The following is a 24,160-nucleotide window of genomic DNA, read 5'->3' as shown; positions in this document are numbered from 1 at the left end:
GTGTCACCCCCGTTGGGTGAGGGTCTGGGGGTAGTCGGTGATGATGCCGTCGACGCCGAGGCCGACCATTTTGCGGATGGCGCCGGGTTCGTCGACGGTCCAGACGTTGATGTCCATGCCGAGTTGGTGGATGCGGTCGACGAGGGTCTGGTCGGTGACGGTGTGCTGGGGGTTGACCTGGTCGGCCCACTGGCTGAGTTCGGTCAGTTCGGTGTCGGTGGGGCGGTCGGCGTCGAGGATGCCGATGGGGATGTCGGGCTGGGCGGTGTGGAAGGTGCGGGCGTCGTCGGTCTGGAAGGACTGGACGGCGAGCCGGTGGTGGGCGAGGGCGGTGCGGACGTAGCGGGGTTTGTCGCGCAGGGTGTCGGCGAGGTCGGTGGCGATGGTGGTGCCGTACTGGCTGCAGGGGCTGATCTCGGCGAGGAGTCCGGTGCGGGTGTGCTGGATGTGGCGGATGACGTCGTCGACGGTGATGATGCGTTCGCCGGTGTAGTCGTCGTGGAACCAGGTTCCGGCGTCGAGGCGGCGCAGTTCGTTCCAGGTGAAGTCGGAGACGCGGTAGCTGGGGCGGTCGGGGTAGAGGTTTTCGATGTCGGTGGTGCGTTCCATGGTGCAGTCGTGGAAGTTGACGAGGTGGCCGTCCTTGGTGCGTTGTACGTCGATCTCGACGTAGTCGGCGCGTTGGCGGACGGCGAGGTCGATGGCGGCGGCGGTGTTCTCGGGTGCCATGCCCGAGGAGCCGCGGTGGGCGATGACGTCGGGTCCCGTCGCGGCCTGCGCCGTCGTCGACGTCGCCGCCAGGGCCAGACCACTCAGCACGGCCACGACCACACCGGCGGCTCTGCCGCTCACGCGCCTCACCGCGCCCTCCCGGACGACGCCGCCGACGGCACCGCGGCGGGCAGCGCGTCCAGCACCTCGCCGGCCGTCGCCACGGGGTCGCCCGAGGGCTCGACCGGATAGCGGTCGTGCCGCTGGTTCCAGTCGTTCTCCAGCGCGAACCAGTCGACGGCGGCCGGTGGCCGTCCGGTGACCAGCGCGGTGTCGAGGGAGTCGAGATACGTCGACCAGCGCTTCGCGTAGAAGTCGCAGACCAGCCCGGACCACTCCCGGTTGGCGTAGTCACGCAGGCCGCCCGAGTCGCTGCCCGAGCGGTGGCCCCAGGTGGTGAGGATGGACCGGGCGTCGAACTCGGCGGTGTCCTTCTCCGCCGCGGTGCGTCCCCAGGACCTGGCGTCCTCCAGCCACGGGCCGAGCAGGAAGCGGGTATCGGTGGCCAGCAGCCGGTCCAGCAGGACCATGTCGCCCTTCCACTCGGCCGCCCCCGCGCGGAACGCGGACAGGTCACCGGCGTCGTAGGCGGCCTTGATCTCCGGGAGCAGGGAACGGCTGCGGTTGGCCAGCGCCTGGCGGGCGACGTCGACCAGGTCGAAGCGGTAGGCGTCGGTCGTCCGCAGGGCCGGTGCGACCTTCAGCAGCTCGGCCAGCGCCCGGCGCACCGTGTCCGGGTCGTAGCGCATCGCGCCGGGGCTCCAGCTGGCCGCCGAGGTGGCCGTCAGCCGGGGACGGGCGGTGAAGAGGCTGTCCTGGGCCTCGCTCCAGGTGCCGGACGGCATGCTGTACGGGCCCGTGCGCAGCAGCTCCCAGGCGCGGGCCGCGTGCGGATCGGGTCTGCCGTAGCGGCGTTCCGCGTAGGCGGCGAACCATGCCTCGTGGTCCACCGGGCCCGTGCGCCAGGCCAGTTCGGTGAACAGCTCGTACGCGACCGGATTGCCGCCCGTGCCCTCCGGCAGGTACGCGATGCCCGCGAGCGCGCTGTCGGCCTTGGTGCGCCACTGGTCGAAACGCTCGGCCCACACCGCGGTGTTGGCGCCGACGGTGGTGTGACCGCCGAAGTTGGGGATGGTGCCGAACGCGTAGGGCGCGCCGTGCCAGGCGGTCTCGCGGTCGAGGCCGTCGTAGCGGTCGGACAGGCCGTCGACGATGAGCAACTTGCTCTTGTCGACGGCGTCGATGATCTGCGTCGAGGGGTTGTTCTGCCAGCCGAGCAGGGTCCAGACGGCACCGGGACGCGCGGTCTGCAACGCCTTCATCACGGCCTGGGCGGCCTTGCCGATGGGGACGTCCCCGGGCCGTCCGCCCTCGTGCAGCAGATCCATCTTGTACATCGTGGAGTCGCCGAACAGCTCACGCTGGTGGCGGTAGAACGAGGCGGCGACCCTGGGGAACACGTCGGTGCGCGGGTCCAGCCAGTCGGGCCGCTCGAAGCCGACCCACTGGCCCTGCGGGACGACCGTGCCACCGGGGTTCCGGTCCGTGAAGCCCGGTGGCACGGTGCCGTAGTAGCCGGGCAGTACGGGGGTCATGCCCAGCTCGCGCAAGCGGTGCGCGATCCGGCGGCCGAGTGCGGCGCGGTCCTCGATCAGCCGCTCGGAGACGGGACCGGCGAAGCCGGACATGTTCTGCATCAGCCACCACGGCTGGTGCGCCGGGCCCGGGATCCAGGACCTGAGTTCCTCCTTCGCGTACCCGAACTCCTGGAGCGTCTCGTAGTAGACGGCGTCCGCGCCCATCTGCACGAAGACCTCGTTCGCGCCGTGCAGGGCGAGGAGATCGATCTGCTTCTCGTAGGAGGCCCAGTCGCGGTAGGCGCCGGAGTAGCCGTCGTCGGTGTCGTTGAGCGCGAAGCGGTGCGGCACCGAGGCGGTCCGGCGGACGGTGCCTTCGGGTGCGGGCAGGGTGCGCGGCAGCTTGGCCGTGCTGCGTCCGGGCCATCCGATGTCGACCTTGGCCGTGTACTTGAGGTACCAGTTGACGCCGCTGAGGATCACCGCGGGACTGGTGCCCCGGACCCGGACGTGGCCGGCGCGGCCGGAGACGCTGAACCAGTCTCCCGATGCGGGGCGGCCGGCGGGAATCAGGGTGAACTGCGAGACGTGCCGCGGCAGCAGCCGGGCGAGCGCCGCCCGGGCGGAGTGCGTGGCGAAGACCGGAGCGCCCGGCGGGGACGCCGCCGCCGGGGCGGGGGAGGGAGCGAGTGTGGTGGTGAGAAGGGCGAGGGCGGCGGCTGCGCAGAGGGCAGCCCAGGGTCTGAGGCTTCTCACGGTCACCTCTGGGGGGTTGTTGACGGGGTGTTGGTGAATATGAGGGCGGGCGGGCAACCAGTCAAGAGCGCCTCGTCGGGAGGCGCCTCGCTAGGAGGTGCGTCGCGCCTGGTACACGGAGTCGTAGATGGGGAAGACGTGCCGCAGGCCGGTCAGGGCGAAGAGCTGCTTGGTGTGGGCGTCCGTGATGACCAGCTTCAGTTCGCCGCGCACCGACTGGACCCGTTTGAGGGCGCCGACCAGCACGCCCAGACCCATGGAGTCGATGAACGCCACTCCGCGCAGGTCGACGACGAACCGGCGGTGCCCGTCCGCCAGCCGTTCGATCATGTACTGCTTGATCACCGGCACGGTGTACACGTCCACCTCGCCGCGGATCTCCACGATGGTCCAGTCCCCGACGCCGCTGTGGTTGATCTCGATGGGAGGTTCCATACGTACCCAACGGCATGCCCTGGGCAGAGGTAGTGCCGCACATTCGTTCTGCATATGCGTGAACGACTGGCCAAAGGATCACCGGAGGTAGTGCCCGTGCCCCAGACTGAGCGCATGGAGTTCTTCTGCTACCACCGCGACCGCGCCGGCTCCCTGCCCCTGCGGGAGGAGCTGCTCGAGGCGCACTGGTCCTACATGGACGGGTACGCCGCGGAGATGATCGCGCGCGGCCCGACCCTCACCGCGGACCGCGAGGTGCCCACGGGCAGTGTGCACGTACTCGACCTGCCCGGTCCCGCGGCCGCCCGGGCGTTCGCCTTCGACGAGCCCGGCCACCAGGCCGGCGTCTACCGCGACGTGCTGCTGCGCAGGTGGCGCAACACGCTGGGGCGCACCATGTGGGACTTCCCCGGTGGCCGGACCCAGGGAGACAGGTTCCTGGTGCTCGGCCTGGGCGCCGGTGCGGCCGCCGACCTGGAGGTGCCGCCCGGACGGGACGAGCTGATCGCCTACGGCCCCCTGCTGTCCGACGACGGCGACACCTGGCTGGGTACGGCGGCGCTGGTGCGGGCACCGGACCCGGAGACGGCACGGGCCCTGCTGACGGCGGACCGGTACGCCGAGGTCGAGGTGCACCCCTGGCAGTTCGGCGGACGTCAGTCCTGATCCGTCGGCTCCCGTCGTGCGGGTTCCGCCATTCGGGCGCATCCTGGAAGCCGGGCCACGAAGCCCACAGACCGACCCACCGGGAGGTCCTGTGATTCTGCTCGCGCTGCTCCTGCCAGTCGTGATGATGGCCTTCCTCTTCGCCGCGGACGCGCTCGAAGACCTGATCTTCCCGCCCCCGGCGGCCCCGGACGAGGATGCCCCGGCCGGGGACGTCGCCCGGACCACGTACCCCTGAGACGATCAGGCGGCGCGCCGCTCGCCCACGGGCCTGCGGCGCAGCTCCGAGCGCTGGAGCACCGGCGGCACGAGGACCTGGTTGGTCCATCGTGCGTGGTCCGACGATCGCGCCGGTCACGCCCGGGTGCGCGAGGGTGAACGGGCGAGATGGGTCAGCGGCAGTCCCGAAGACGGGACGACGGGAAGGGGACCGCCGCCACCTCGGGGAGGCGGCGGCGGTCCCCTTCGGGGCCCGGGGCCGTCAGCCGTCGCTCGTGGTCACCTTCACCTCGTCGACCACCAGTTGCTGCGGGAAGGTGGTCGAGCCGTCGGGGTCGCCTGGCCAGTAGCCGCCGACCGCGAGGTTCAGGATGAGGAAGAACGGCTTGTCGAAGACCCAGTCCTTGCCGCCCAGGTCGGCCGGCGTACGGGTCTGGTAGACGTTGCCGTCGACCGACCAGGTGATCCTGTCCGGAGCCCAGTCCACCGCGAAGGTGTGGAAGGCGTCCGCGAACGCCTCGCCGTTCGGCAGCGTGTAGGCCGCGCCTATGCCGCCCGAGCCGGAGTAGCCGGGGCCGTGGAGGGTGCCGTGCACGGTGGACGGCTCGAAGCCGACGTTCTCCATGATGTCGATCTCGCCCGAGTTGGGCCAGCCGACCTCGCCGATGTCCTGGCCCAGCATCCAGAACGCGGGCCAGATGCCCTGCCCGCGCGGGATCTTCATCCGGGCCTCGACGTGGCCGTAGGTCGCGGTGAACCTGCCGGAGGTGTTCAGCCGGGCGGAGGTGTACTCGCACGTGCCGTACCAGCACTGGTAGTTGCCCGGGTTCTCGCGGCGGGCCTCGATCACCAGGTTGCCCTGGCCGTCGAGCTTCGCGTTGTCCGTGCCGGGCGTGTAGTACTGCCGCTCGTGGTTGCTCACGTTGTCACCGGTCTCCAGCTGCCACTTGGCGGCGTCGACACCGGAGCCGGCGGGTCCGTCGAAGGTGTCGGAGAACGTCACCGCCGCGGCGGAGTCCGGCCGGTGCTCCGCCTGGGCGGGGGTCACCGCGGCGGCCGCGACGAGGGTGGCGGACAGGGCGGCGAGGAGGCAACCGCGGAGCAGTCGTGGGGAGGCCATGTCTCTCCCTTTCGTGGGCCCGCTCCCACGAGAGGGGAGCGGGCGCGGGGGTGGGGGGAAGGTGGTGCGTCGGTTCGGGCGCGGGTGGGGCCGGCCCGGTCAGTCGAAGGACTCCAGCGTGATCGCCGCGTCCTTGGGGTCGCCGTCGTGCACGAGCGACTCGTGGTTGCCGACGTCGTCGAAGGCGAAGGCGTACGCCTGGCCGTCCCGCATCTGCGCGTGGACGAGGCGGGCGTAGTGGTTGGTGACGTCGTCCTGGTAGAACCCGGAGGCGTCGGCGTCGGGCTGCTCGGCGTTGGTGAGCAGCGTGGAGCGGTTGTACGCGGCGCACAGGGTCCGCGAGATGGGACCGCGCACCTGGTCGTTGGGGGCGTCGAGCTTGTTGTAGCAGCCGAAGACCGAGTCGGAGTCGGGCTTCTCGAAGGAGGTCACCACCGCGCCGCTGCCGTCGGTGAAGTCCATCCTGTCGCCGTTGACCTTGCCGTAGAACTTCGTGTCCGGCTGCTCCTTGAACGGCGTCACCGTCAGCGTGTCGGTGGCGTACTTGCTCCAGACCCGGTTGATGTAGTCGTCCATCACGTCGGCGGGCAGGTCGCCGGAGCCGATGCCGTGCCCCGGGGCCAGGACGCGCAGCGGCGAGCCGTCGCTCCGCGTCTGGACCAGCCCCTCCCAGCCGCCGCCCTGCTGGGTGAGACCGTCGGCGACCGCCTTGTACCCGCCGGGTTTGAGCGAACCCGTCTGCTTGGTGGAGCCGTCGCCCGCCGTCAGACCGACGGAGTAGGGCGCCGAGAACATGTCCACCTGGGTGGAGTTGATCCACAGCCCCGAGTCGTTGAGCGTGTACTCGGTCCAGTTGAACAGCGTGTCGTGGTTGGGGTCGTCGGCGTTCTGGACGGCGGGCTGCACGAGGCCGCCCTCGGCGAGCCGGAAGTCGAGCTTCTTGCCGTACGAGAAGTAGACCCGGCCCGAGAACTTCGGAAGCTGAACGGTCTTTGACCCGCCGTTTGCGGGCCCCGCGAACGAGGCGTCGGGGGCGGGGACCGGCGGGGCGCCACCGGCCGGCCAGGCGTGGAAGGCGCCGCTCTCGTCGGCGTATCCCTGCTTCCCGGAAGCGAGTTCGGTGCCGATCACGTAGACGAAGACCTGCTCGGCGTTGCCCGAGTCGTTCTTCAGGGTGAGCGGGATGGTGTCCGGTACCGCCGAAGCCGGTTCGGCCGGCCCGACGACTACGGCGACGGCGCCGATCGACGCCGCGACGGCCAGGGACGCCGTCAGCTTGCGTGGGGAAAGCACACGGTCCTCCTTGGTGTGGGGGACTTGCAGCGTTCTAGTCCTTCCCTGTGCATGTCAACTAGTTGAACGAGATCAATCGGAAGAAGGCCCTCCAGGTTCGGAAGGTGAAGTGGAGGAAGGTCCGGTACGTCCCCATGCCGTGCGTGTCCGGGTGTTGCGGTGCGGCCATTGACATGTCCGCTGTCACTCACGATCCTGGACCCGCTGCCTACTTCCATCGATGTACATCACGGCCCGTGGAAGCGGAGGGACATGCCGACCCTGACCGGAATGCCACCGAGCGGGACCGGAAAGCTCTCCCGCCGCCTTCACGGTGCCGTCGCCGCCCTGCTGTCCGGCGTCCTCGTCGCCTTCCTGCTGCTGGTGGCCTCCGCGGGGCCCGCACGGGCGGACCGGACCGGTCTGCGGGCCGCCGACCCGAGCGTGATCCGGGTGGGCGGGACCTACGTCTCGGTGCAGTCCACCGGGGGCGGCATCGCCGTACGCCAGGCCGCGTCCACCGCCGCGCTGGCGGCGGCGCCCGCCCGGCAGGTCTGGTCGGACACCCGCGACCGGGGCGAGGTGTGGGCCCCCGAGATCGTGCGGGACGGCGGTCGCTACTACATCTACTTCTCGGCCGGGCGCGGAGCGGCCCACCGGATGTACGTGATCAGCTCCGCCGTCGCCGACAGCGGCTACACGGCCGAGACGAAACTGGCGCTGCCGGACGACAAGTGGGCCATCGACGGCACCCTGTTCACCTTCGAGGGACAGCGCTGGTTCGTCTGGTCGGGCTGGGCCGGTGACACCAACGTCGAACAGAACCTCTACATCGCGCGGATGAGCAGCCCGACCGCACCGACCGGCGCGCGGTACGTCATCTCGCAGCCGCGCGAGAGCTGGGAGCGGGTGGTGGGCAACCCGTTCATCAACGAGGGCCCCGAGCCGATCAAGGACCCGAACGGGCAGCTGCACATCGCCTACTCCGCCAACGGCAGCTGGAGCGACCAGTACTGCCTGGCCGACCTGAGGCTGCGCTCCGGCGGCGACCCCACGTACGTGTGGGACTGGTACAAGTCCAACGGCTGCCTGTTCGGGTCCCACCGCGCCACGATGATGGCGGGCTGGGACCCCACCCTCTACGTCGACGGGCCGGGCCACCACAGCTTCGTCCTGCTCGACGGCGACATCGCCACCAGCCCGCCCGCCGGGCCCAGGTTCCCGCTGATGTTCCACGCGGTCGCCAAGGGGACGCCGTACGCCTGGGAGAACCGGTACTGGTACACCGGCACCTTCTGCTGGTGGGGCGGGACCACCTACAGCCGGGCCAACGTGCCGGGCCCCACCAGCGACACCGGTTGGAGCCTCAAGTTCTTCGAGTAGGGCCTTCAGGGCGCCAGGGACCAGCGCGGCGGCACACCGGCGAGCCGGCAGACGAGGAAGTACAACGGGATGGGCGCGGTGTAGGGCGAGTCGCCGTCGGGACCGTGGATCAGGCGCGGTCCGGCCGTCCGCGCGTCCGGCCGCGCCCGGGTCCAGGACGGGTCGCCGACGACATAGGGGGCGCTGGAGGGCCACGCGACTCCGATGTCGGATCCGGAGGGGACGATCCACCACCAGCGCCCCTCGTCGGCGAACACGCACCCCGCACGGGGCAGGCGGGCCAGAATGCGTTCGCCGTGGGACGCGGAGGTGCCCACGGCGTCGTGCCCCAGGCCCGCGCGGAGCCCGACGGGGAGGCTGAGCGGGGCCGGGCCCGGGCGGCGTCGGCGGGGCGGACGGGGAGTGCCGGACGAGCACGAGCGGTCACGGACGGTGGCCGCGGACGGACGTGGATCACGGGTGTGCTGCAGGTCCATGGGGGGTGGGTCCTTTGGCCGCGACGGACGTCAGGAGAACGTTGTCATGCGAGACCGTCCCGTGGGGGTGGGGGACGTGTCGCCAACAGGACGGTCCTGGGCATCGGTCGTGAAACGCGGGTCGAGAAGGGCAGGGGGCGGTGGAGCCACTGTGTCATCCGCCAACAACGGTGCGCAACCGGCAAGTTGAAAATTGCAGCCCCCAGGTGCATGCTCCTGCGGCGGGACGACGCCCGTGACAGACTGGCGTGTCCGGGCCCGGGCGCGGGACGGCGAAGGGGAGATGGTGTGACCGCGGAGACCGACTGGGGCGGTGCCCCCTCCGTGCTGCGGATGATCCTGGGCAGGCAGTTGGAGGAGCTGCGCACCCGCGCCGGTCTCACCTTCGAGCAGGCCGGTGACGCGATCGGGGTGAGCCACTCCACGATCCGCCGGCTCGAGGCGGCGAAGGTGGCACGGTTGCGCCTCCCGGACGTGGAGAAGCTGCTCCAGGTCTACGGTGTCCGCGACCAGCAGGAGATCGACACCTTCCTGAAGTCGGCGCGCGAGGCCAACAAGCGCGGCTGGTGGCACACCTACCGCGACGTCATGCCGGACTGGTTCGCCGCCTACCTGAGCCTGGAACAGGCGGCCCTGCACATCCGCGCCTACGAGGCCGGGTTCGTGCACGGACTGCTGCAGACCCCCGACTACGCGCGGGCCCTGCTGAGCGCGGGCAACCCGCACGCCTCCACCGTGGACACCGAACGGCGGGTGGCCCTGCGGATGCGGCGCCAGGAGATCCTCACCCGCCCCTCGCCGCCCCGCCTGTGGGTCGTGATGGACGAAACGGTCCTGCGCTGGCCCGTCGGCGGCACCGAGGTGATGCGGCAGCAGGTGGACCACCTGATCGAGGTGGGCCGGCTGCCCCACGTGACCCTTCAGATCATGCCGTTCGCCGGAGGCCCGCACCCCGCCATGCGCGCCGGCGCCTTCGACCTCTTCCGGTTCCGGGCCCCCGAACTCCCCGACATCGTCTACCTCGGCGGGCTGGTGGGCGCCGTCTACCTGGACAAGGGCGACGACGTGGTGGTCTACCGCGAGGCCCTGGACCGCCTGGGCGCCCAGGCGGTGCCCGCCCGAGGCACCGAGGAACTCCTCGGCGCGCTGCGCAAGGAGCTGTGAGGACCTCCACTCGTACCGCACAACCCCCACGGAGAAAGGCGAACGATGTCCGACAGCGGATGGCCGGCCGACCGGATCGACACCGAGCACGCGCACTCGGCCCGGATCTACGACTACATCCTGGGCGGGAAGGACTACTACCCCGCCGACCGCGAAGCGGGTGACGCGATGGCCCGGGAATGGCCCGCGCTGCCCGTCCACATGCGCGCCAACCGGGACTGGATGAACCGCGCGGTGCGCTGGCTGGCCGAGGAGGCGGGCATCCGCCAGTTCCTCGACATCGGCACCGGCATCCCCACCTCGCCCAACCTGCACGAGATAGCCCAGTCGGTGGCCCCCGCGTCACGGGTCGTCTACGTGGACAACGATCCGATCGTCCTCACCCTGTCCCAAGGGCTCCTGTCCAGCACGCCCGAGGGCCGTACCACGTACATCGAGGCGGACTTCCAGCACCCGGAGGCCGTGCTCGAATCCGACGAGTTCCGCAAGACACTGGACCTGGCCGAGCCCGTCGCACTCACCGTGATCGCGATCGTCCACTTCGTCCTGGACGAGGACGACGCGGTCGGCATCGTCCGCCGCCTCCTGGAACCCCTGCCCGCGGGCAGCTACCTGGCCATGACCATCGGCACCGCCGAGTTCGCCCCCGAGGAGGTGGGCCGGGTCGCACGCGAGTACGCGGCCCGCGACATGCCGATGCGGCTGCGGACCATCGACGAGGCCCACGAGTTCTTCGAGGGACTGGAGCTGACCGAGCCGGGCATCGTCCAGGTCCACAAGTGGCGTCCGGACGGCACCGGGGAGCAGGGCATCCGGGACGAGGACATCGCGATGTACGGGGCGGTGGCCCGCAAGCCGTGACCGCCCGGCGTGCGGCCTGGGGCGGCCGGGTCAGATCACGCGGAACAGGTCCGCGGCGGCGTGCACGTCGGTGAAGTCCTCGACGGAACGGAGGTTGTCGCACAGCGCCGCGAGGACCGAGCCGGCCGCCGCGACGCGCGGGGCGCCGATGCCCACGCCGAAGACCCGGAAGCCCAGCCGGCGCTTGGCCTCGTTCCAGTCCCGCATCCACGCCTCGGTGACGCCGCAGTCGTCGTCGGTGAGCATGACGATGTCGCCCCGGGTGCGGGCGGCGTCGTTGAACTCCTCCTCGAGCAGTTCGCCCGCCGCCGACAGGGGCCGCTGGTAACTGGTGCCGCCGCCGAGGAAGGTCTCCGCGAAGTCGAGGGTGCGGGCGAGGTCCGCGGGCCGGCCGGCCGGAAAGCGGAAGACGCGGAGCTTGTCCGCGGCGGAGAACACGATGCCGACGAAGTCACGCCCCGCGTGGCGGGCCTGGTCGAGCAGCGCCAGCGCGCACGCCTTCGCCCACGCCTCCCGGGTGATGCCGCCGGGCCCCGCCTCGTACATGGAGTGCGAGGTGTCCACGCACGCGATGACGGCGCCCCGGCCGGTGGACTGCTCGCCCTGACTGTCGTAGAGCATCAGCTCCCCGGCGGCGTAGCGCGCGGCGAACACCGCGCGCAGTCCGGGCAGTCCGAGATGCGCCAGCTCCGACGGGATGACGCGGGAGAGGTCGTCGCCGAGCGTGACCCCGATCAGCTCGCCGGTGGTGTTCTCCACTTTGCGGGCCCGTTCCCCGTCGGCCATCTGCCGGAAACGGCCGATCAGTTCGGCCCACTCGGCGAGCCGGCCGGTGCGCAGCCGCTCGGCCAGCCGGGCCCGCTCGTCGAAGGACATCCGCTCCAGCTCGCCGGAACCGACGCCCCAGGCCCGCATCAGCGCGGCCTCCTGCCGGGCGGCCGACGCCGACTTCGCCACCGCACCGCGGGCGGCGGCACGGACGCCGCCGGGCACGGCCACCGCGAGCGACCGGGCGGCGTCGGACGCGGCCCGTTCCGCGGCGGCCTCCGCGTCCTGCACCGCGCGTCGTACGGTTTCGGCCGCCGGTCCCGGCACGGTGCCGTCCTCGTCGGCCCCCTCGGCGGCGTGCCGGAGCGCCTCGGCCACGGCGTCCGCCGCGTCCTCGGCCTCCCGCCGGGCCCGCTCCGCCCGCTCGTCTTGGTCCCCGGCGGGCCGGGAGTCGTCCAGCATCCGGCGCAGCGCGGTGCCCTGGGCGAGCACGGCCATGGCGGCGGCGTACGGGTCGCCGACCGTCTCCCGGTGCAGCTCGGCGAAGTCCGGCGAGTCCAGGAGCGCGGTGACGATGCGGTGGTTGACCAGCCGGGAGGGCGTCATCTCGCGCGGCTCGCGCAGGCGCGGAGCGGCTTTGTACGCGGCCAGGAAGACGTCGGCGAGGAGGTCGGCGGTGTGCGTGTGGTGCTCGCCCAGCTCTTGGGCCAACTCGCGCAGCGCGGCCGACTGTTCGCAGGTGTCGCGCCAGGCGACGCGGTCGAAACGGTCGGCGGCCACGGCCCCGGTGTGCCGTACGGTGGCGGCGGCCGACCGGGCCAGCCACACCCCGGCCAGGTCGGTCAGTACGCCGAGCCGGCTCGCCGCCCCGCCCGCGTCCACCTCCGTGCCGTCGTCCACGGTGCCGTCCCCACCCGTGCTCAGAGCTGGGCCTGCACGGTGCTGGCGTCCACGCCGAGGGCCTCGGTGAGCACCCGGGCGCGTACGGCGCGCTGGCGTCCGGTGACCCGGTCGATGGCGCTGGTGGAGCGGCCCGCGACCACCGCCTCCTCGCGCAGTCTCTCCAGCCGCTTGCCCGCCATGGCCAGCTGGTTGTGGGCCTTCTTGATGACCCACTCACTGAGCGCCTCGCGGGACTGCCCGGCCATCGCGTCGAGCTGGGTCTCCAGCTCCTCGATGGTGTCGGCGAGGTCGAGGGCCTCCTTGGCGTCCGGATTGACCAGGTGCAGCACCTCGCGCTCGACGGTCGGGCGTTCGGCGGGGGAGTCCCACAACACGTGGGTCAGGACCGACAGATCGCTGTCGGCGACCGAGGGGCGCCCGTCGAGGTACGCGGACGCCTGGAGCAGACCCACCGCCTGCCGCCAGCGGCGGTCGGAGGCGATCAGCTCCTTGCGGCGCAGCGCGGCCCGCAGGGTGCACACCGCGTCCACGATCGCGTCGGGCACCTCCACGGCGGGCACGGCCTCGGCCACGGCGTGCCGCAGCGCGGCCAGGTCCACGGTGGTCCGCTTCGGCGCGGCCGGACGGCTGACGGCGGAGCGGACCAGAGCGGCGAAGTTCGAGGGGTCCTCCAGGTACTTGACCTCGGTCCGCACCAGCAGCCGGTCGTAGATCGCGGCCGAGTCCTCGCCGTCGGGCAGTTCGTTGCTCGCCGTGATCGCGCCGATGAGGGGGCAGCGGACGGGCTCGCCGCCGCTCTCGGGGTGGTAGATCCGCTCGTTGAGATAGCCCAGCGTCTCGTTCAGCGCCGCCGTGGAGCACTTGAAGATCTCGTCGATGAACGCGACGTGCGCGGTGGTGGCGCGTCCTTCGTAGACCTGGCGGTACTCCCCGCGCGCCAGCGCGGCCACGTCGATGGGCCCGAACATCCGCGTCGGCGCGGTGAACTTGGACAGCAGGATCTCCCAGTAGGACGCCCCCACGATCCGGCCGGTCAGCTCCCGGGCCAGCTCGGACTTGGCCGTTCCCGGCGGGCCGAGCACCAGCGAGTGCTGACCGGCCAGCAGCGTCACCAGCAGCGTCCGGACGACGTCGGCCCGTTCGTAGAAACGGTCCGACAACTCGTCGCCGATCGCCCGGAGCCGCTCGGCGGTGTCCGGTGCGGCCGGTGCCTCCTGCGGGTCCTGTGGGCCCATGGCCGACTCCTCCTGTGGCGGTCCTGGCGGGCTGGCGGACCAGAGCCTATCCGCACGGACGTCCACTTCGCCGTCCCGCCCCCGACCGGCACCCCGGCCCGCCCCGCCTCCTCGGCGACACCGCGGTCGTGCCATCGACCAGACTGTCGACCATGAACCACGTGCTCTCGCCGTCGGCCCGCACCGTGCCGGCCGTGACCGCTTCCGTCCTGGCGGCCTGCTGCCTCACCGCGTGTTCCGAGGGCCGGGACGCGGCACCGGTGGCCCTCCGCGTCAACCAGGTCGGATACGCGTCCGGCGAGGCGAAGTTCGCCTATGTCATGGGGGACCGGGACACACTGGCCGACGCCGAGTTCGAGGTCCTGGACGAGCGCGGCGGCACGGTCGGGCACGGCGGCCTGGGTCCGTCCCTCGGGGGCTGGAACGGCACGTACACCGCCGTGCGCACGATCGACCTCTCGTCGCTGCACCGTACCGGCACCTACCGGTTGCGTCTGGCCGGTGCGGACGGGGACCCGGAGGTGCGCTTCCGGGTGGCACCGGCCCGGCGGTTGCTGGACCCGCTGCGCGCGGACACCGTGCGCTTCTTCGGCACCCAGCGGGACGGCGAGGACGTACTGGCCGACGCGACCGGGCGGGTGCCCTCGCACCTGACCGACGAGCGGGCCCGCGTCTACGAGCCGGCCCGCACCGGCTCGGCCGCGGAACCGACCCCGGTCGGCGGTCCCGTGGACGTCTCGGGCGGGTGGTTCGACGCCGGTGACTTCCTGAAGTTCACGCACACGGCGTCCTACGTGGTCGCCCAGATGCTGAGCACCGTCCGCGACACCCCCTCGGTGCCCGGGCTGCGGGAGGAGGCACGGCACGGACTGCGCTGGCTGGACCGGATGTGGGACGGGAGGACGGGCACGCTCTACGCGCAGGTGGGGCTCGGGTCCGGCGGCGAGGAGGTGCGCGGCGACCACGACGTGTGGCGGCTGCCGGAGGAGGACGACCGGCTCACCGTGCGACCGGGGGACCCCGATTACCTGATCAAGTACCGGCCCGTCTTCCGTGCCAACCGGCCCGGGGAGCCCATCAGCCCCAACCTCGCCGGGCGGGTGAGCGCGGCCTTCGCCCTTGCCGCGCAGACCGAGGCCCGGGACCACCCGGCGCGGGCCCGCGCGTGGCTGGACAAGGCGGCCGCCGTCTACGAGCGGGCGGACACCCGGCCCGCCGAGGGGGCGCTGGTCACGACCACGCCCGCGGACTTCTACCAGGAGCACTCCTGGCGCGACGACCTGGAGTGGGCGGCCGTCGAACTCTCCCGCGGCGCGGACGCCCTGGGCGACGCGCGCGGCTCCCGGTGGAGCGACGAGGCGGCCGCCTGGGCCCGCGCGGCCCTGCGCGAGGAGCGCGGCGGCGTCCTGGGCCCCGCCGACGTCAGTGCCCTGGCCCACGCCGACGTGCTGACCTCGGCGGACCCCGACGCGGGCCTCGTCACCGCACTGGAGGCGGAGCTGCGGCGGCAGGTGGAGACGGGGAGGCAGCGCGCGGCCGGAGATCCCTTCCGGTCGGGCGTCGTACCCCGCGACTTCGACGCGGTTCCCCACACCTTCGGACTGCTCGCGACCGCCGAACTGTACGCCCGCGTCACCGGCGACCACCGGTACGACGACTTCGCCGCGCGGCAACGCGCCTGGGTCTTCGGGGCGAACGCCTGGGGCACCAGCTTCGTCGTGGGCGCGGGCGACCTCTACCCGCACTGCCTCCAGCACCAGGTCGCCAACCTGGCCATGAGCCGCACCGGCCGCGGCGACATCCTGCGCGGCGCCGTCGTCAACGGGCCCAACGAAGCGGACCTGCTGAAGGACCCGGACACCTTCGACGGGGCGCGCCCCTGCTCCCACACCCCCGACGGCGGGCCGTGGTCCGCGTTCGACGGTCGCGGCGCCGGTTACGTCGACGACGTGCGCGCCTGGCAGACGGTGGAACCGGCGGACGACTTCACCTCGACGGCCCTGTACGCCCTCTCCCTCACCGCCGCGCGGTCCTGACCCCGAGGGGACGCGGCTCCGGTGTCCGGGGGTGGGGTCAGGACGTGGTCGGCCAGGTCCGCAGCAGGGCGTCCAGCGCGTTGAGGATCTCCGTCCAGCTCTCCTGCGAGTCGGGGGCGCTGTGGCTGAACCCTCCCGCGGCCTCCAGACCGACGTAGCCGCTGAAGACGCTGCCCAGCAGCCGCACGGCATGGGTCTGGTGCGGTTCCGCCAGGTGGTACCCGCGCAGGATCGCCCGCGACATCTGGGCGTGCCGCACCCCGGCACTGGAGGCCGCCGCCTCCGCGTCGAGGGGGAATTGCGTGGCGGCGAAGCGGCCCGGGTGCTCCAGGGCGTAGTCGCGGTAGACGTTCGCGAACGCGGTCAGCGCGTCCTTCCCGGCCCGGCCGGCCACCGCCTCGGAGGCCCGGTCGGCCAGTTCCTCCAGGGCGAACAGCGCGATCCCGGTCTTGAGGTCGTGGGCGTTGCGCACGTGCGAGTACAGGCTCGCGGTCCGGACGCCGAACCGCCGGGCCAGCTCCGTCGGAGTGGTGCTCTCGAAGCCGATCTCGTCGGCCGTCTCGGCCCCGGCCCTGATCAGACCCTCGGTCGTCAGTCCTACCCGAGCCACGCCCGTCCTCCGTCGTATCGCTCACCCGGCAGCCGGTGAAGATTATGAGCTTGCCTAACGTGATTAGGCAAACTCGGCGTCCCGGTACTCGCGGGCCGCCGTCATCAGGGCGTTGAGCGCGTCCCTGGTGCGGATGAGGTCGGCGATGTGCTCGGTCAGCCGGTCCCGCTCCTCGGCCATGCGCTCCAGCGCGGCGTCGGAGTGGTCCGCGCTGGGCGCGTCCACGCAGGGCAGCAGTTCGAAGATGGTGCGGCTGGACAGGCCCGCGGCGTACAGCCGCTGGAGGAACCTGACCCGCTCGACCTCGTGCTCCGTGTACTGGCGCTGGCCCCCGGCGCTGCGTGTGCTGGCCAGCAGGCCCTGGTCCTCGTAGTAGCGCACCGAACGGACGCTGACCCCGGCCCGCGCCGCCACTTCCCCGATCCGCATGCCCTGCTCCCTGCTGTGATCCGCGGCACACATACTTGCCTCTGACGTCAGTGTCAGGTTCTAGCGTAGCCGTCGTGCCCGAGATCCGGGCCCGCGGACGACCAAGGAGTCCTGACATGACGTCCCTCTTCGACAGTTACCGGCTCGGCGAACTGACGCTGCCCAACCGGATGGTCATGGCCCCGATGTCACGCGTGCGGGCCGCCGAGGGCGGCCTGGCCACACCGTCGATGGCCACGTACTACGCCCAGCGGGCGACCGCAGGACTGATCGTCTCCGAGGGGGTGCAGCCGAGCCTGGTCGGGCAGTCCAACCCGGGGACGCCGGGACTGCACACCGACGAACAGGTCGCCGCCTGGCGCTCCGTCACCGCCGCCGTGCACACCAACGGCGGACGGATCATCGCCCAGATCATGCACGGCGGCCGCGTCTCGCACCCCGACACCACCGGCATGCGGCCGGTCGGGCCCTCGGCCGTGGCCGCCGTCGGGGACGTGTTCACCCCGAGCGGGCCGCAGCCCGCACCGACGCCCCGTGCGCTGGAGACCGCCGAGATACCCGAGCACGCGCGCTCCTACGCCCTCGCCGCCCGCCGCGCCGTCGACGCGGGCTTCGACGGAGTCGAGCTGCACGGCGCCAACGGCTACCTCATCTCGCAGTTCCTGTCCTCGAACGCGAACCTGCGCACCGACCGCTACGGAGGTCCGGTGGCCAACCGGATCCGCTTCGCCGTCGAGGCCGTGTCCGCGACCGTCGAGGCCGTCGGCGCCGCCCGGACCGGCATCCGCCTCTCCCCGGCGGGGACGTTCTGGGGCGTCGAGGAGACCGAGGTGCTCGACCTCTACACCGAGCTGCTGACCGAGCTGGCGCGCCTGGGGATCGCCTACGTCCACATCGAGGCCACCGCCGACGAGGACCTGCTGGTCGCGCTGCGCCGCCTGTGGCCGGGCACGCTCGTCATGAACCCGGTGCTCCCGATGGGACCCAAGCAGGCCGGGCGCGAGGACGCCGACCACTGGCTCGGACTCGGAGCGGAGCTGATCAGCTTCGGCCGCGGCTTCATCGCCAACCCCGACCTGGTGGAGCGGTTCCGCACGGGCCTGCCCGTCGCGCCGGTGGACGAGGCCACGTACTACCAGGGCGGAGACGCGGGCTACCTGACCTACCCGTCGTACCAGCACACGGCCTGACGGCGGTCCGGGGGTCGGCCGAGCGGTGCCGTTAGCATGTTCGAACTCGTGACGATCCGCACGAGCGAGCCATTTGTCCGACCCCTAGCAAACGGGCCAAACAATTGAAAACCACACCAACACGAATATCCTCGCGAAGAGACCTCGATTCCGTGCTCACCGCGTCGCGCCGGCCGCGGGCCGTGCTGTGGACCGCGGCGGGTGTGGTGACCCTCGGTTTCCTCATCGCGCTGGAATTCGCCGCGCGCCACTACGGCGTGCGGGGCCCGATCACCGAGCAGGCGCGAGAAGTGGTCTTCGCCCCCGACTCGGGGCCGCTGCTGTACGCCGGCCTCGCCCTGACGATGGTGGTGCTGACCTGGCGGCAGCGCCTGGTCGCGGCCGGCGCCGCGATCGGCGTCGACCTCGTCTTCTGGCTGGTGCGCTGGGCGGTCGGCGCCGACATGAACTTCGGCAACGGCGCGCTGTGGGTGGTCCTGGGCTGCGCGGTCGTCGCGGTGACGCGGCGCCGGGGCGGTGAGCGTGCCCTGCTGCTCAAGGGCGTGGGGCTGGGGTTGCTCCTGGTGGCCGGGCACAAGACGGGCGACACCTGGCTGCTCATCACCTCGGAGACCCGGGGTGCGGTGCTCGACCCGTACGTGGCCACCGCCGACCAGGCGCTGGGCAACCCCTCGTGGCTGGTCGGCCGGTTCGTCGAGGCCACCGAACCGGTCGGCAACCACGTGCTCCACCTCGTCTACGGCCAGCTGCCCCTGGCCGCGGCCCTCGTCGGGCTGTACCAACTGCGGCACGTGGCCGTCGAGCGCCGGTTCCCGAGCCACCACCTCGTGCGCACCTTCCTCGTCATCGGCCTGCTCGGGCCCGCCGTCTACATGGTCTTCCCGGTCGTCGGGCCGGTCTTCGCCTACGGGGCCGACGGCGGCCAGTGGGCGGTGGCCAACCTGTGGCCGGACACCCTGCCGCCGGGCGGCGCCCCGCACGCGATCCCGTTCGACGACATCACGCCGCGCAACTGCATGCCCAGCCTGCACACGGCATGGGCCACGACGCTGTTCCTCCACTCCCGCAGGGGGTCCCGGGCCATGCGGTTCGCGGGCGCCTTCTGGCTGGTCGCCACCCTCACCGCGACCCTCGGCTTCGGCTACCACTACGGCGCCGACCTCATCGCCGGTGTGGTGTTCGCGCTCACCGTCGATGCCGCGATGCGCGCGTTCGCGCGGGGCTGGGACCGCGCGGCCGTCCGCCTGGTGGCCCACGGCACGACGGTGTTCGCGGTGCTGCTGGTGTCGTACCGGTATCTGCCGGTGGAGATGGCCGAGCACCCGTGGGCGGCCGGGCCGCTGCTCGTCCTCGCGATGGCCTCCGTGATCCTCGGCTATGTGCGGACCACCAGGCTGTGGGACGCGAAGGCCGCGCCGGTGCGGCAGCCGGAACCGCCGCGCCCCGCGGAACCGCAGCCCGAACTGGTCTGACGCCCGGACCGGACCTGGCTACTTGAAGTAGTGGCCCTGCTCCAGGTCCTCGACGAGTCCGGGCTGGACGGGCTCCCACCCCAGCAGCTCGCGGGTCAGGGTGCTGGACGCCGCGCGGTTGTTTGCGAACGGTCCCGCCAGCCAGGTGAAGTGGGCGCCCGCCTCGGCGGCCGGGACCGACTCGACCGGCAGGTCCAGCTGCCGGCCGATCACCTCGGCGATCTCCCGCACGGGCAGACCCTCCTCCGCGACGGCGTGCAGCGTCGAGCCCGCGGGGGCCTGCTCCAGCGCAAGGCGGAACAGCCGCGCGGAGTCGAGGCGGTGCGCCGCCGACCAGCGGTTGGTGCCGTCCTCGATGTAGCCCGAGACGCCCTTGTCGCGGGCGATCGCGATGAGGGCAGGGACGAACCCGTTGTCCCCCTCGCCGTGATTGGTCGGCGCCAGCCGCACCACGGAGGAGCGGACCCCGCGGGCCGCCAGGGAGAGGGCCAGTTCGGCGGTGGCGCCCCGCACGTGCTGGGCGTCGCCGCGGGCGGCCGCGGCCGGGTCCGGGTCGTGGCCGTCGCGCTCGGTCGCCACGTGGCCGGGAATGGCGGGCGTCCCGGACGCGATCGTGAACGGCCGGTCGGATCCCGCGAGCGCCTCGCCGATCACCTCGACGGCCCGCCGGTCGGCCTCTCCGGCGCCCTTGAAGTCCCCCGAGAACGCGATGTCGTGCTTGAAGGCCAGATGCACCACCCCGTCGGAATCGGCGGCTGCGCTCCGCAGGACGTCGAGGTCGTCGAGGGTGCCGCGGACCACTTCGGCCCCCGCCGCGGTGAGCGCCTCGGCCGAGGCGTCCGAACGGGCGAGTCCCACGACCCGATGGCCCGCCCCGATCAGCTCGGGAACAACGGCCGAGCCGATCCAGCCGGATGCGCCGGTAACGAAAACACGCATGAGATTCCTCCAGGTATGCCCGTACGTGGCGACTGCCGACACCACCGGACACGGGCGCGAGCGGCGGGAGCAGGGCGGCCGGAACCGTCAATGACAGTCGCTGTCATCGACAGTAACACGCGATGTCAGTCACTGTCTTCACTGAGTCGCATCAGCTCGAGGTCGTCGCCCCAGGCGTCCAGCGTCGCCGCGTGCCCCGCCGCGCGCGCCAGGACCTCGACCCGGCCGAACAGCTTTCGCTGCGCGCGCACGTCACCGGCCCCGGTGATCCTTCCGAGCGTCGCCAGCAGATCGCGCGTGTCCCATCCCGGGAGCGGGAAGCGGTCCAGTTCCCACGCCAGGTACTTGTTGTAGGGGCGCGGCCGGCGGTCGAGGGCGAACAGCAGTTCCAGCAGGAAGCCGACGCTGTCCGCCGCGTCGAGCCGCGCGGCGAGCGGATGCCTGTCCCGGGCGTTCTTGAGCGACCGGTAGTGGGAGTTGGCGTAGGCGTCGAGCCGGGCGGCCGCCGTGCGCGCGGCCTGGGCGGCGCCGAGCCGCCCCTTGGCGGCCACCATCCTCGTGACGCGCCCGCCGAGGCGGTCGAGCAGGACCCGGGCCCGGGCGAGCGCGTAGCGCTCCCAGCCGTCGAGCCGGTCGAACTCCGTCACCGTCACGACGACCAGGTCCAGCCGGGCGGAGCGGAAGCCGTCGAGGGCGGTCAGGTCGTTCTCCGACCCGTCGGCGACCATGACGTACAGGTCGTGGTCGGAGTACCGGGTGGCCATGCCCTGGTGGGCGTGGGACCCCTTGAGGACGAGACCGACGACGTCGGGGTCGTCGGTGGCGCGGGCGACGAACGCCTCGTAGGACATCGGGTGCGGTGCGGACACGTGCGGACCTCCGGACTGCCTGACGGGGGACATGCCGAACCGCCCTCGAAGTCCCATCGACACGAGGGCGGTCACTCCGTCCGCGGCGGCCGAAGCCGCCGCACGGCAGATCAACGCACGGAGCGGACGCCAGCAGCCGGTGCGTGCGCCCCGCGAGGTGATTGTTCCGAGTCCAGGGGGAGCAGGAATCAGGCCTTGTCCTGCATGGACTGCCGGGCCGGATTGCGCTGCTCGGCCGCCTTGAAGTCCTTCTCGCCCGCCTTCGCCCGCACCCCCTTGGCGATGCGCTCGCCGATGGTCCGGTCGATGTTGGACCAGTACTCGAAGGCCCGCTGGAGCACGGGTTCGGTCACCTCGTTGAGGAGGTGGTCCACCACGTTGTCGACCAGCCGGTCCCGGGCCGCGTCGTCCATCACCTCGCGCACGAGGGTGCCCGGCTGCCCCCAGTCGTCGTCCTCGGCGTGGCTGACGTAGGCCGTGCGGGTGATGGCCCCGTCCGTCTCCCAGCTGGGTGGCGTGCCGAAGTGCTCGGTGTCGGCGGCCGGACCGCCCTTGGAGTTCGGCGCGTAGACCGGATCGGTCGTCTTCCGGTAGGCCATCGCACCGTCCTTGGAGTAGGTGCGGACGTCGACCACCGGGGCGTTCACGGGCAGCTGCTGGTAGTTCGCGCCGATCCGGTGGCGGTGGGCGTCGGCGTACGAGAAGAGCCGGGCCAGCAGCATGCGGTCGGGGCTCGGGCCGATGCCCGGGACCAGGTTGTTGGGCTGGAAGGCCGCCTGCTCGATCTCGGCGTGGTTGTCCGTCGGGTTCCGGTCCAGCGTCATGCGGCCGACCGGGATGAGGGGGTAGTCGCCGTGCGGCCACACCTTCGTCAGGTCGAAGGGGTTGAACCGGTAGCCCGCGGCTTCCTCGTACGGCATGACCTGCACGTACAACGTCCAGCTCGGGAAGTCGCCGTCGCGGATGTGCTCGAAGAGGTCCCGCATGTGGTAGTCGGTGTCGGCCGCCGCCATCTGGTCGGCCTCGTGCTGGGTGAAGAACTCGATGCCCTGGTCCGTCTTGAAGTGGTACTTCACCCAGAAGCGCTCGCCGGAGGCGTTGATCCACATGTAGGTGTGGGAGGTGTAGCCGTTCATGTGGCGCCAGGTGCGCGGGATGCCGCGGTCGCCCATGAGCCAGGTGACCTGGTGCGCCGACTCCGGCGAGAGGGTCCAGAAGTCCCACTGCATGTCGTGGTCGCGCAGGTTGCTGTCCGCCCGGCGCTTCTGCGACCGGATGAAGTGCTGGAACTTCACCGGGTCCTTGACGAAGAACACCGGCGTGTTGTTGCCGACCATGTCGTAGTTGCCCTGGCTGGTGTAGAACTTCACCGCGAAGCCGCGCGGGTCGCGCCACGTGTCCGGGCTGCCGCGCTCGCCCGCGACGGTCGAGAAGCGGGTCACCAGGTCGGTGCGGGTGCCCGGCTGGAAGACGGCCGCCTTGGTGTAGGCGCTTACGTCGTGCGTCACTTCGAAGTGGCCGAAGGCGCCGCTGCCCTTGGCGTGCGGCTGGCGCTCGGGGATGCGCTCCCGGTTGAACTGCGCCATCTGTTCGATGAGGTAGGCGTCCTGGAGGAGGACCGGCCCTGCCGGACCGGCGGTGAGCGAGTGTTCGTCGCTCTCCACCGGTGCGCCGGAGTCCGTGGTGGTGGCAGGCGGGGTGTCCGTCATGAGACTGCCTTTCGTCGGGGGGTTGCTGACGCCCGAGGACCGCGCGACACGAACACGGGGCACGGGGCACGGGACCCGCTCCGCCCTGCCCGGCGAGGCGGTCCCACAGACGCCCGAGCGGTGCCCGGGGCCTCGGTCCACGCGGTACCCGCAGCACGCGTGCCCCGGAGCGGTCGCGCCAATCCGGTCGGCGTGCTCGCCCGTCCGTCCAGGACCTTCCGGAGTGCCGTCGTCCGTATCAGTCTCCGCCGCCGCCCCACCCTCGCAAGCGGAGCGAGCGGCTGGGGCCACCCGCGCTAACCGGACGGCTGGGCGAGCAGCACCCGGCGCACGGCGGCGCGCAGCCAGTGGTGTGCGCCGTCGGCGGTGTGCCGGGGATGCCAGGCCATGCCGATCGTCACCGGCGGCAGCGGCAGCGGGATGTCGAGGAGGCGCAGTCCGAGGAGCGAGGCCTGCTCGGTCAGGGGGCTCGGTGGGGAGTCCGCGCCGTCCGGCACGGCGGGCACCAGGGCGACGACGTCGGTGCGGGCGGCGAGGGACAGTGCGGACAGGTGCCCCGGGAGGACGACCGCGACCCGACGGCTGAGGCCGTGTTCGGCGAGGGCGGTGTCGATGGGACCGTCGAACCGGCCGCGGCGGCTGACCGCGACATGCTCGGCGGCGGCGAACCGCGCCGGAGTGAGGGGCCCTTCGGCCAGCGGATGGCCGGGCCGGACGGCCGCCGTCATCCGCAGCGTGGCCAGCTCCTCGACGCGCGTCTCCGGATCCACGTGGTCGATCGCCCCGACCTCCAGGTCCACCCGGCCGTCGCGCAGCGCGGGCCCGGCCTCCAGCTCCTCGGCCCGGAACCGCAGCGAGACCCCTGGCGCCTCCTGCCCGGCCAGCCGCAGCAGTCCGGCGGCGAGGACCGCGCCGACCAGGTCGGCGGCCTGGAGGGTGAACGTGCTGCGCAGTGCGGCCGGGTCGACTCCGGTGGCCGGGGTCAGGAGCGCACCGAGCCGTCGTACGACCGTGGCGGCCTCGTCCCGCAGGGCCAGCGCCCTCGGGGTCGGCACCATGGCCTGCCCGGCCCGGACCAGCAGGGGGTCCTGGAGGATCCGGCGGAGGCGGCCGAGGGTGCGGCTCATGGCCGCCGGAGAGGTGTGCATGCGGGCGGCGGCGCGGGTGACGCTCTGCTCGGCCAGCAGGGCGTCGAGAGCCACGACGAGGTTGGCGTCGATGACCGGCGCGAGTGAATCAGTGCTGTTCACCAGTGTTGTTCCGTTCCAGGCAACAATCCCTTGCTGAAGTTCCCATTGTG

Annotated in this window: 21 protein-coding genes and 1 pseudogene; 8 read left to right on the top strand and 14 right to left on the bottom strand. The window is 72.0% G+C overall.

Annotation, left to right across the window (positions count from 1 at the left end; genetic code table 11):
- Positions 1-3 precede the first annotated feature (3 nt).
- The 3 genes from ACGH52_RS03375 to ACGH52_RS03365 all read right to left on the bottom strand — a co-directional run bounded on the left by ACGH52_RS03375 (position 4) and on the right by ACGH52_RS03365 (position 3,539).
- Complete coding sequence (locus ACGH52_RS03375; protein WP_399937463.1) at positions 4-852, bottom strand: glycerophosphodiester phosphodiesterase; 849 nt, start codon at positions 850-852, stop codon at positions 4-6.
- A gap of 5 nt (positions 853-857) precedes the next feature.
- Positions 858-3,104 carry an alpha-N-acetylglucosaminidase gene (locus tag ACGH52_RS03370; protein WP_399937462.1) on the bottom strand — a complete coding sequence of 749 codons (2,247 nt, stop codon included), beginning with the start codon at positions 3,102-3,104 and terminating at the stop codon, positions 858-860.
- A gap of 90 nt (positions 3,105-3,194) precedes the next feature.
- A complete protein-coding gene (locus ACGH52_RS03365; RefSeq protein ID WP_059298767.1) occupies positions 3,195-3,539 on the bottom strand; it encodes an STAS domain-containing protein in 345 nt (114 codons plus the stop codon).
- Positions 3,540-3,653: 114 nt separating this feature from the next.
- Here ACGH52_RS03365 and ACGH52_RS03360 point away from each other — a divergent pair, with 114 nt between their 5' ends.
- Together ACGH52_RS03360 and ACGH52_RS03355 are read left to right on the top strand one after the other, a co-directional pair.
- On the top strand, positions 3,654-4,205 hold the full coding sequence (locus tag ACGH52_RS03360; protein WP_210975728.1) for a YciI family protein: 552 nt from the start codon (positions 3,654-3,656) through the stop codon (positions 4,203-4,205).
- Between the two features lie 91 nt (positions 4,206-4,296).
- Positions 4,297-4,443, top strand: coding sequence for a hypothetical protein (locus tag ACGH52_RS03355; protein ID WP_063124347.1), 147 nt, complete (start codon positions 4,297-4,299; stop codon positions 4,441-4,443).
- A gap of 249 nt (positions 4,444-4,692) precedes the next feature.
- Here ACGH52_RS03355 and ACGH52_RS03350 read toward each other — a convergent pair.
- Positions 4,693-5,544, bottom strand: a pseudogene (locus ACGH52_RS03350) (family 16 glycosylhydrolase); the annotation flags it as partial.
- A 99-nt stretch (positions 5,545-5,643) separates the two neighbouring features.
- Entirely contained in the window at positions 5,644-6,837 is a 1,194-nt protein-coding gene (locus ACGH52_RS03345; protein WP_399937460.1) for a glycoside hydrolase family 64 protein, read from the bottom strand.
- A gap of 252 nt (positions 6,838-7,089) precedes the next feature.
- Here ACGH52_RS03345 and ACGH52_RS03340 point away from each other — a divergent pair, with 252 nt between their 5' ends.
- Complete coding sequence (locus ACGH52_RS03340; RefSeq protein WP_121701006.1) at positions 7,090-8,199, top strand: glycoside hydrolase family 43 protein; 1,110 nt, start codon at positions 7,090-7,092, stop codon at positions 8,197-8,199.
- Between the two features lie 5 nt (positions 8,200-8,204).
- On the opposite strand, the gene ACGH52_RS03335 is transcribed toward ACGH52_RS03340, so the two are convergent.
- Positions 8,205-8,675, bottom strand: a complete 471-nt coding sequence (locus tag ACGH52_RS03335; protein WP_076977772.1) for a hypothetical protein — start codon at positions 8,673-8,675, stop codon at positions 8,205-8,207.
- A gap of 288 nt (positions 8,676-8,963) precedes the next feature.
- Here ACGH52_RS03335 and ACGH52_RS03330 point away from each other — a divergent pair, with 288 nt between their 5' ends.
- Positions 8,964-9,839, top strand: a complete 876-nt coding sequence (locus ACGH52_RS03330) for a helix-turn-helix transcriptional regulator (RefSeq protein ID WP_059298761.1) — start codon at positions 8,964-8,966, stop codon at positions 9,837-9,839.
- A 45-nt stretch (positions 9,840-9,884) separates the two neighbouring features.
- A complete protein-coding gene (locus tag ACGH52_RS03325; RefSeq protein WP_059298760.1) occupies positions 9,885-10,700 on the top strand; it encodes an SAM-dependent methyltransferase in 816 nt (271 codons plus the stop codon).
- 30 nt (positions 10,701-10,730) lie between these two features.
- Here the strand turns inward: ACGH52_RS03325 and ACGH52_RS03320 are convergent, their stop codons facing one another.
- Positions 10,731-12,368: a vWA domain-containing protein gene (locus ACGH52_RS03320; protein WP_399937455.1), complete on the bottom strand. Its 1,638-nt coding sequence runs from the start codon at positions 12,366-12,368 to the stop codon at positions 10,731-10,733.
- A gap of 20 nt (positions 12,369-12,388) precedes the next feature.
- A complete protein-coding gene (locus ACGH52_RS03315; RefSeq protein ID WP_399937452.1) occupies positions 12,389-13,606 on the bottom strand; it encodes an AAA family ATPase in 1,218 nt (405 codons plus the stop codon).
- Between the two features lie 152 nt (positions 13,607-13,758).
- Between ACGH52_RS03315 and ACGH52_RS03310 the strand changes: the two genes are divergently transcribed.
- Positions 13,759-15,642: a glycoside hydrolase family 9 protein gene (locus ACGH52_RS03310; RefSeq protein WP_399937449.1), complete on the top strand. Its 1,884-nt coding sequence runs from the start codon at positions 13,759-13,761 to the stop codon at positions 15,640-15,642.
- 37 nt (positions 15,643-15,679) lie between these two features.
- Here the strand turns inward: ACGH52_RS03310 and ACGH52_RS03305 are convergent, their stop codons facing one another.
- Both ACGH52_RS03305 and ACGH52_RS03300 read right to left on the bottom strand, forming a co-directional pair.
- Entirely contained in the window at positions 15,680-16,252 is a 573-nt protein-coding gene (locus ACGH52_RS03305) for a TetR/AcrR family transcriptional regulator (RefSeq protein WP_059298757.1), read from the bottom strand.
- 63 nt (positions 16,253-16,315) lie between these two features.
- Positions 16,316-16,681 (bottom strand): MerR family transcriptional regulator, encoded by a 366-nt coding sequence (locus ACGH52_RS03300; RefSeq protein WP_059298756.1) that lies wholly within the window; start codon positions 16,679-16,681, stop codon positions 16,316-16,318.
- A 116-nt stretch (positions 16,682-16,797) separates the two neighbouring features.
- Here ACGH52_RS03300 and ACGH52_RS03295 point away from each other — a divergent pair, with 116 nt between their 5' ends.
- On the top strand, positions 16,798-17,871 hold the full coding sequence (locus ACGH52_RS03295; protein WP_399937445.1) for an alkene reductase: 1,074 nt from the start codon (positions 16,798-16,800) through the stop codon (positions 17,869-17,871).
- Positions 17,872-18,023: 152 nt separating this feature from the next.
- A complete protein-coding gene (locus ACGH52_RS03290; protein WP_399937443.1) occupies positions 18,024-19,343 on the top strand; it encodes a phosphatase PAP2 family protein in 1,320 nt (439 codons plus the stop codon).
- A gap of 18 nt (positions 19,344-19,361) precedes the next feature.
- Here the strand turns inward: ACGH52_RS03290 and ACGH52_RS03285 are convergent, their stop codons facing one another.
- The 4 genes from ACGH52_RS03285 to ACGH52_RS03270 form a co-directional block, all read right to left on the bottom strand.
- Positions 19,362-20,282 carry an SDR family oxidoreductase gene (locus tag ACGH52_RS03285; protein WP_121704550.1) on the bottom strand — a complete coding sequence of 307 codons (921 nt, stop codon included), beginning with the start codon at positions 20,280-20,282 and terminating at the stop codon, positions 19,362-19,364.
- Positions 20,283-20,407: 125 nt separating this feature from the next.
- The gene (locus tag ACGH52_RS03280) at positions 20,408-21,151 is read right to left on the bottom strand and encodes a hypothetical protein (protein ID WP_399937440.1); all 744 of its coding nucleotides are present in this window, start codon (positions 21,149-21,151) and stop codon (positions 20,408-20,410) included.
- Between the two features lie 188 nt (positions 21,152-21,339).
- On the bottom strand, positions 21,340-22,860 hold the full coding sequence (locus tag ACGH52_RS03275; RefSeq protein ID WP_399937437.1) for a catalase: 1,521 nt from the start codon (positions 22,858-22,860) through the stop codon (positions 21,340-21,342).
- 296 nt (positions 22,861-23,156) lie between these two features.
- A complete protein-coding gene (locus tag ACGH52_RS03270; protein WP_121704552.1) occupies positions 23,157-24,110 on the bottom strand; it encodes a LysR family transcriptional regulator in 954 nt (317 codons plus the stop codon).
- Between the last annotated feature and the right edge of the window lie 50 nt (positions 24,111-24,160).

Origin of the sequence: Streptomyces sp. BBFR25 (assembly GCF_044590125.1) — a bacterium.
In the GTDB taxonomy this organism is placed as follows: Bacteria; Actinomycetota; Actinomycetes; order Streptomycetales; family Streptomycetaceae; genus Streptomyces; species Streptomyces canus_D.
Note: the sequence above shows the minus strand (reverse complement) of the source record. Positions and strands in the feature narration are given on the sequence as shown.

Excerpts from the sequence above, each read along its gene's own strand:
- ACGH52_RS03310 (WP_399937449.1), top strand. The coding sequence starts at position 13,759 with ATGAACCACGTGCTCTCGCCGTCGGCCCGCACCGTGCCGGCCGTGACC.
- ACGH52_RS03300 (WP_059298756.1), bottom strand. The coding sequence starts at position 16,681 with ATGCGGATCGGGGAAGTGGCGGCGCGGGCCGGGGTCAGCGTCCGTTCG.
- ACGH52_RS03325 (WP_059298760.1), top strand. The coding sequence starts at position 9,885 with ATGTCCGACAGCGGATGGCCGGCCGACCGGATCGACACCGAGCACGCG.
- ACGH52_RS03335 (WP_076977772.1), bottom strand. The coding sequence starts at position 8,675 with ATGGACCTGCAGCACACCCGTGATCCACGTCCGTCCGCGGCCACCGTC.
- ACGH52_RS03275 (WP_399937437.1), bottom strand. The coding sequence starts at position 22,860 with ATGACGGACACCCCGCCTGCCACCACCACGGACTCCGGCGCACCGGTG.
- ACGH52_RS03365 (WP_059298767.1), bottom strand. The coding sequence starts at position 3,539 with ATGGAACCTCCCATCGAGATCAACCACAGCGGCGTCGGGGACTGGACC.
- ACGH52_RS03360 (WP_210975728.1), top strand. The coding sequence starts at position 3,654 with ATGGAGTTCTTCTGCTACCACCGCGACCGCGCCGGCTCCCTGCCCCTG.
- ACGH52_RS03340 (WP_121701006.1), top strand. The coding sequence starts at position 7,090 with ATGCCGACCCTGACCGGAATGCCACCGAGCGGGACCGGAAAGCTCTCC.
- ACGH52_RS03295 (WP_399937445.1), top strand. The coding sequence starts at position 16,798 with ATGACGTCCCTCTTCGACAGTTACCGGCTCGGCGAACTGACGCTGCCC.
- ACGH52_RS03285 (WP_121704550.1), bottom strand. The coding sequence starts at position 20,282 with ATGCGTGTTTTCGTTACCGGCGCATCCGGCTGGATCGGCTCGGCCGTT.
- ACGH52_RS03315 (WP_399937452.1), bottom strand. The coding sequence starts at position 13,606 with ATGGGCCCACAGGACCCGCAGGAGGCACCGGCCGCACCGGACACCGCC.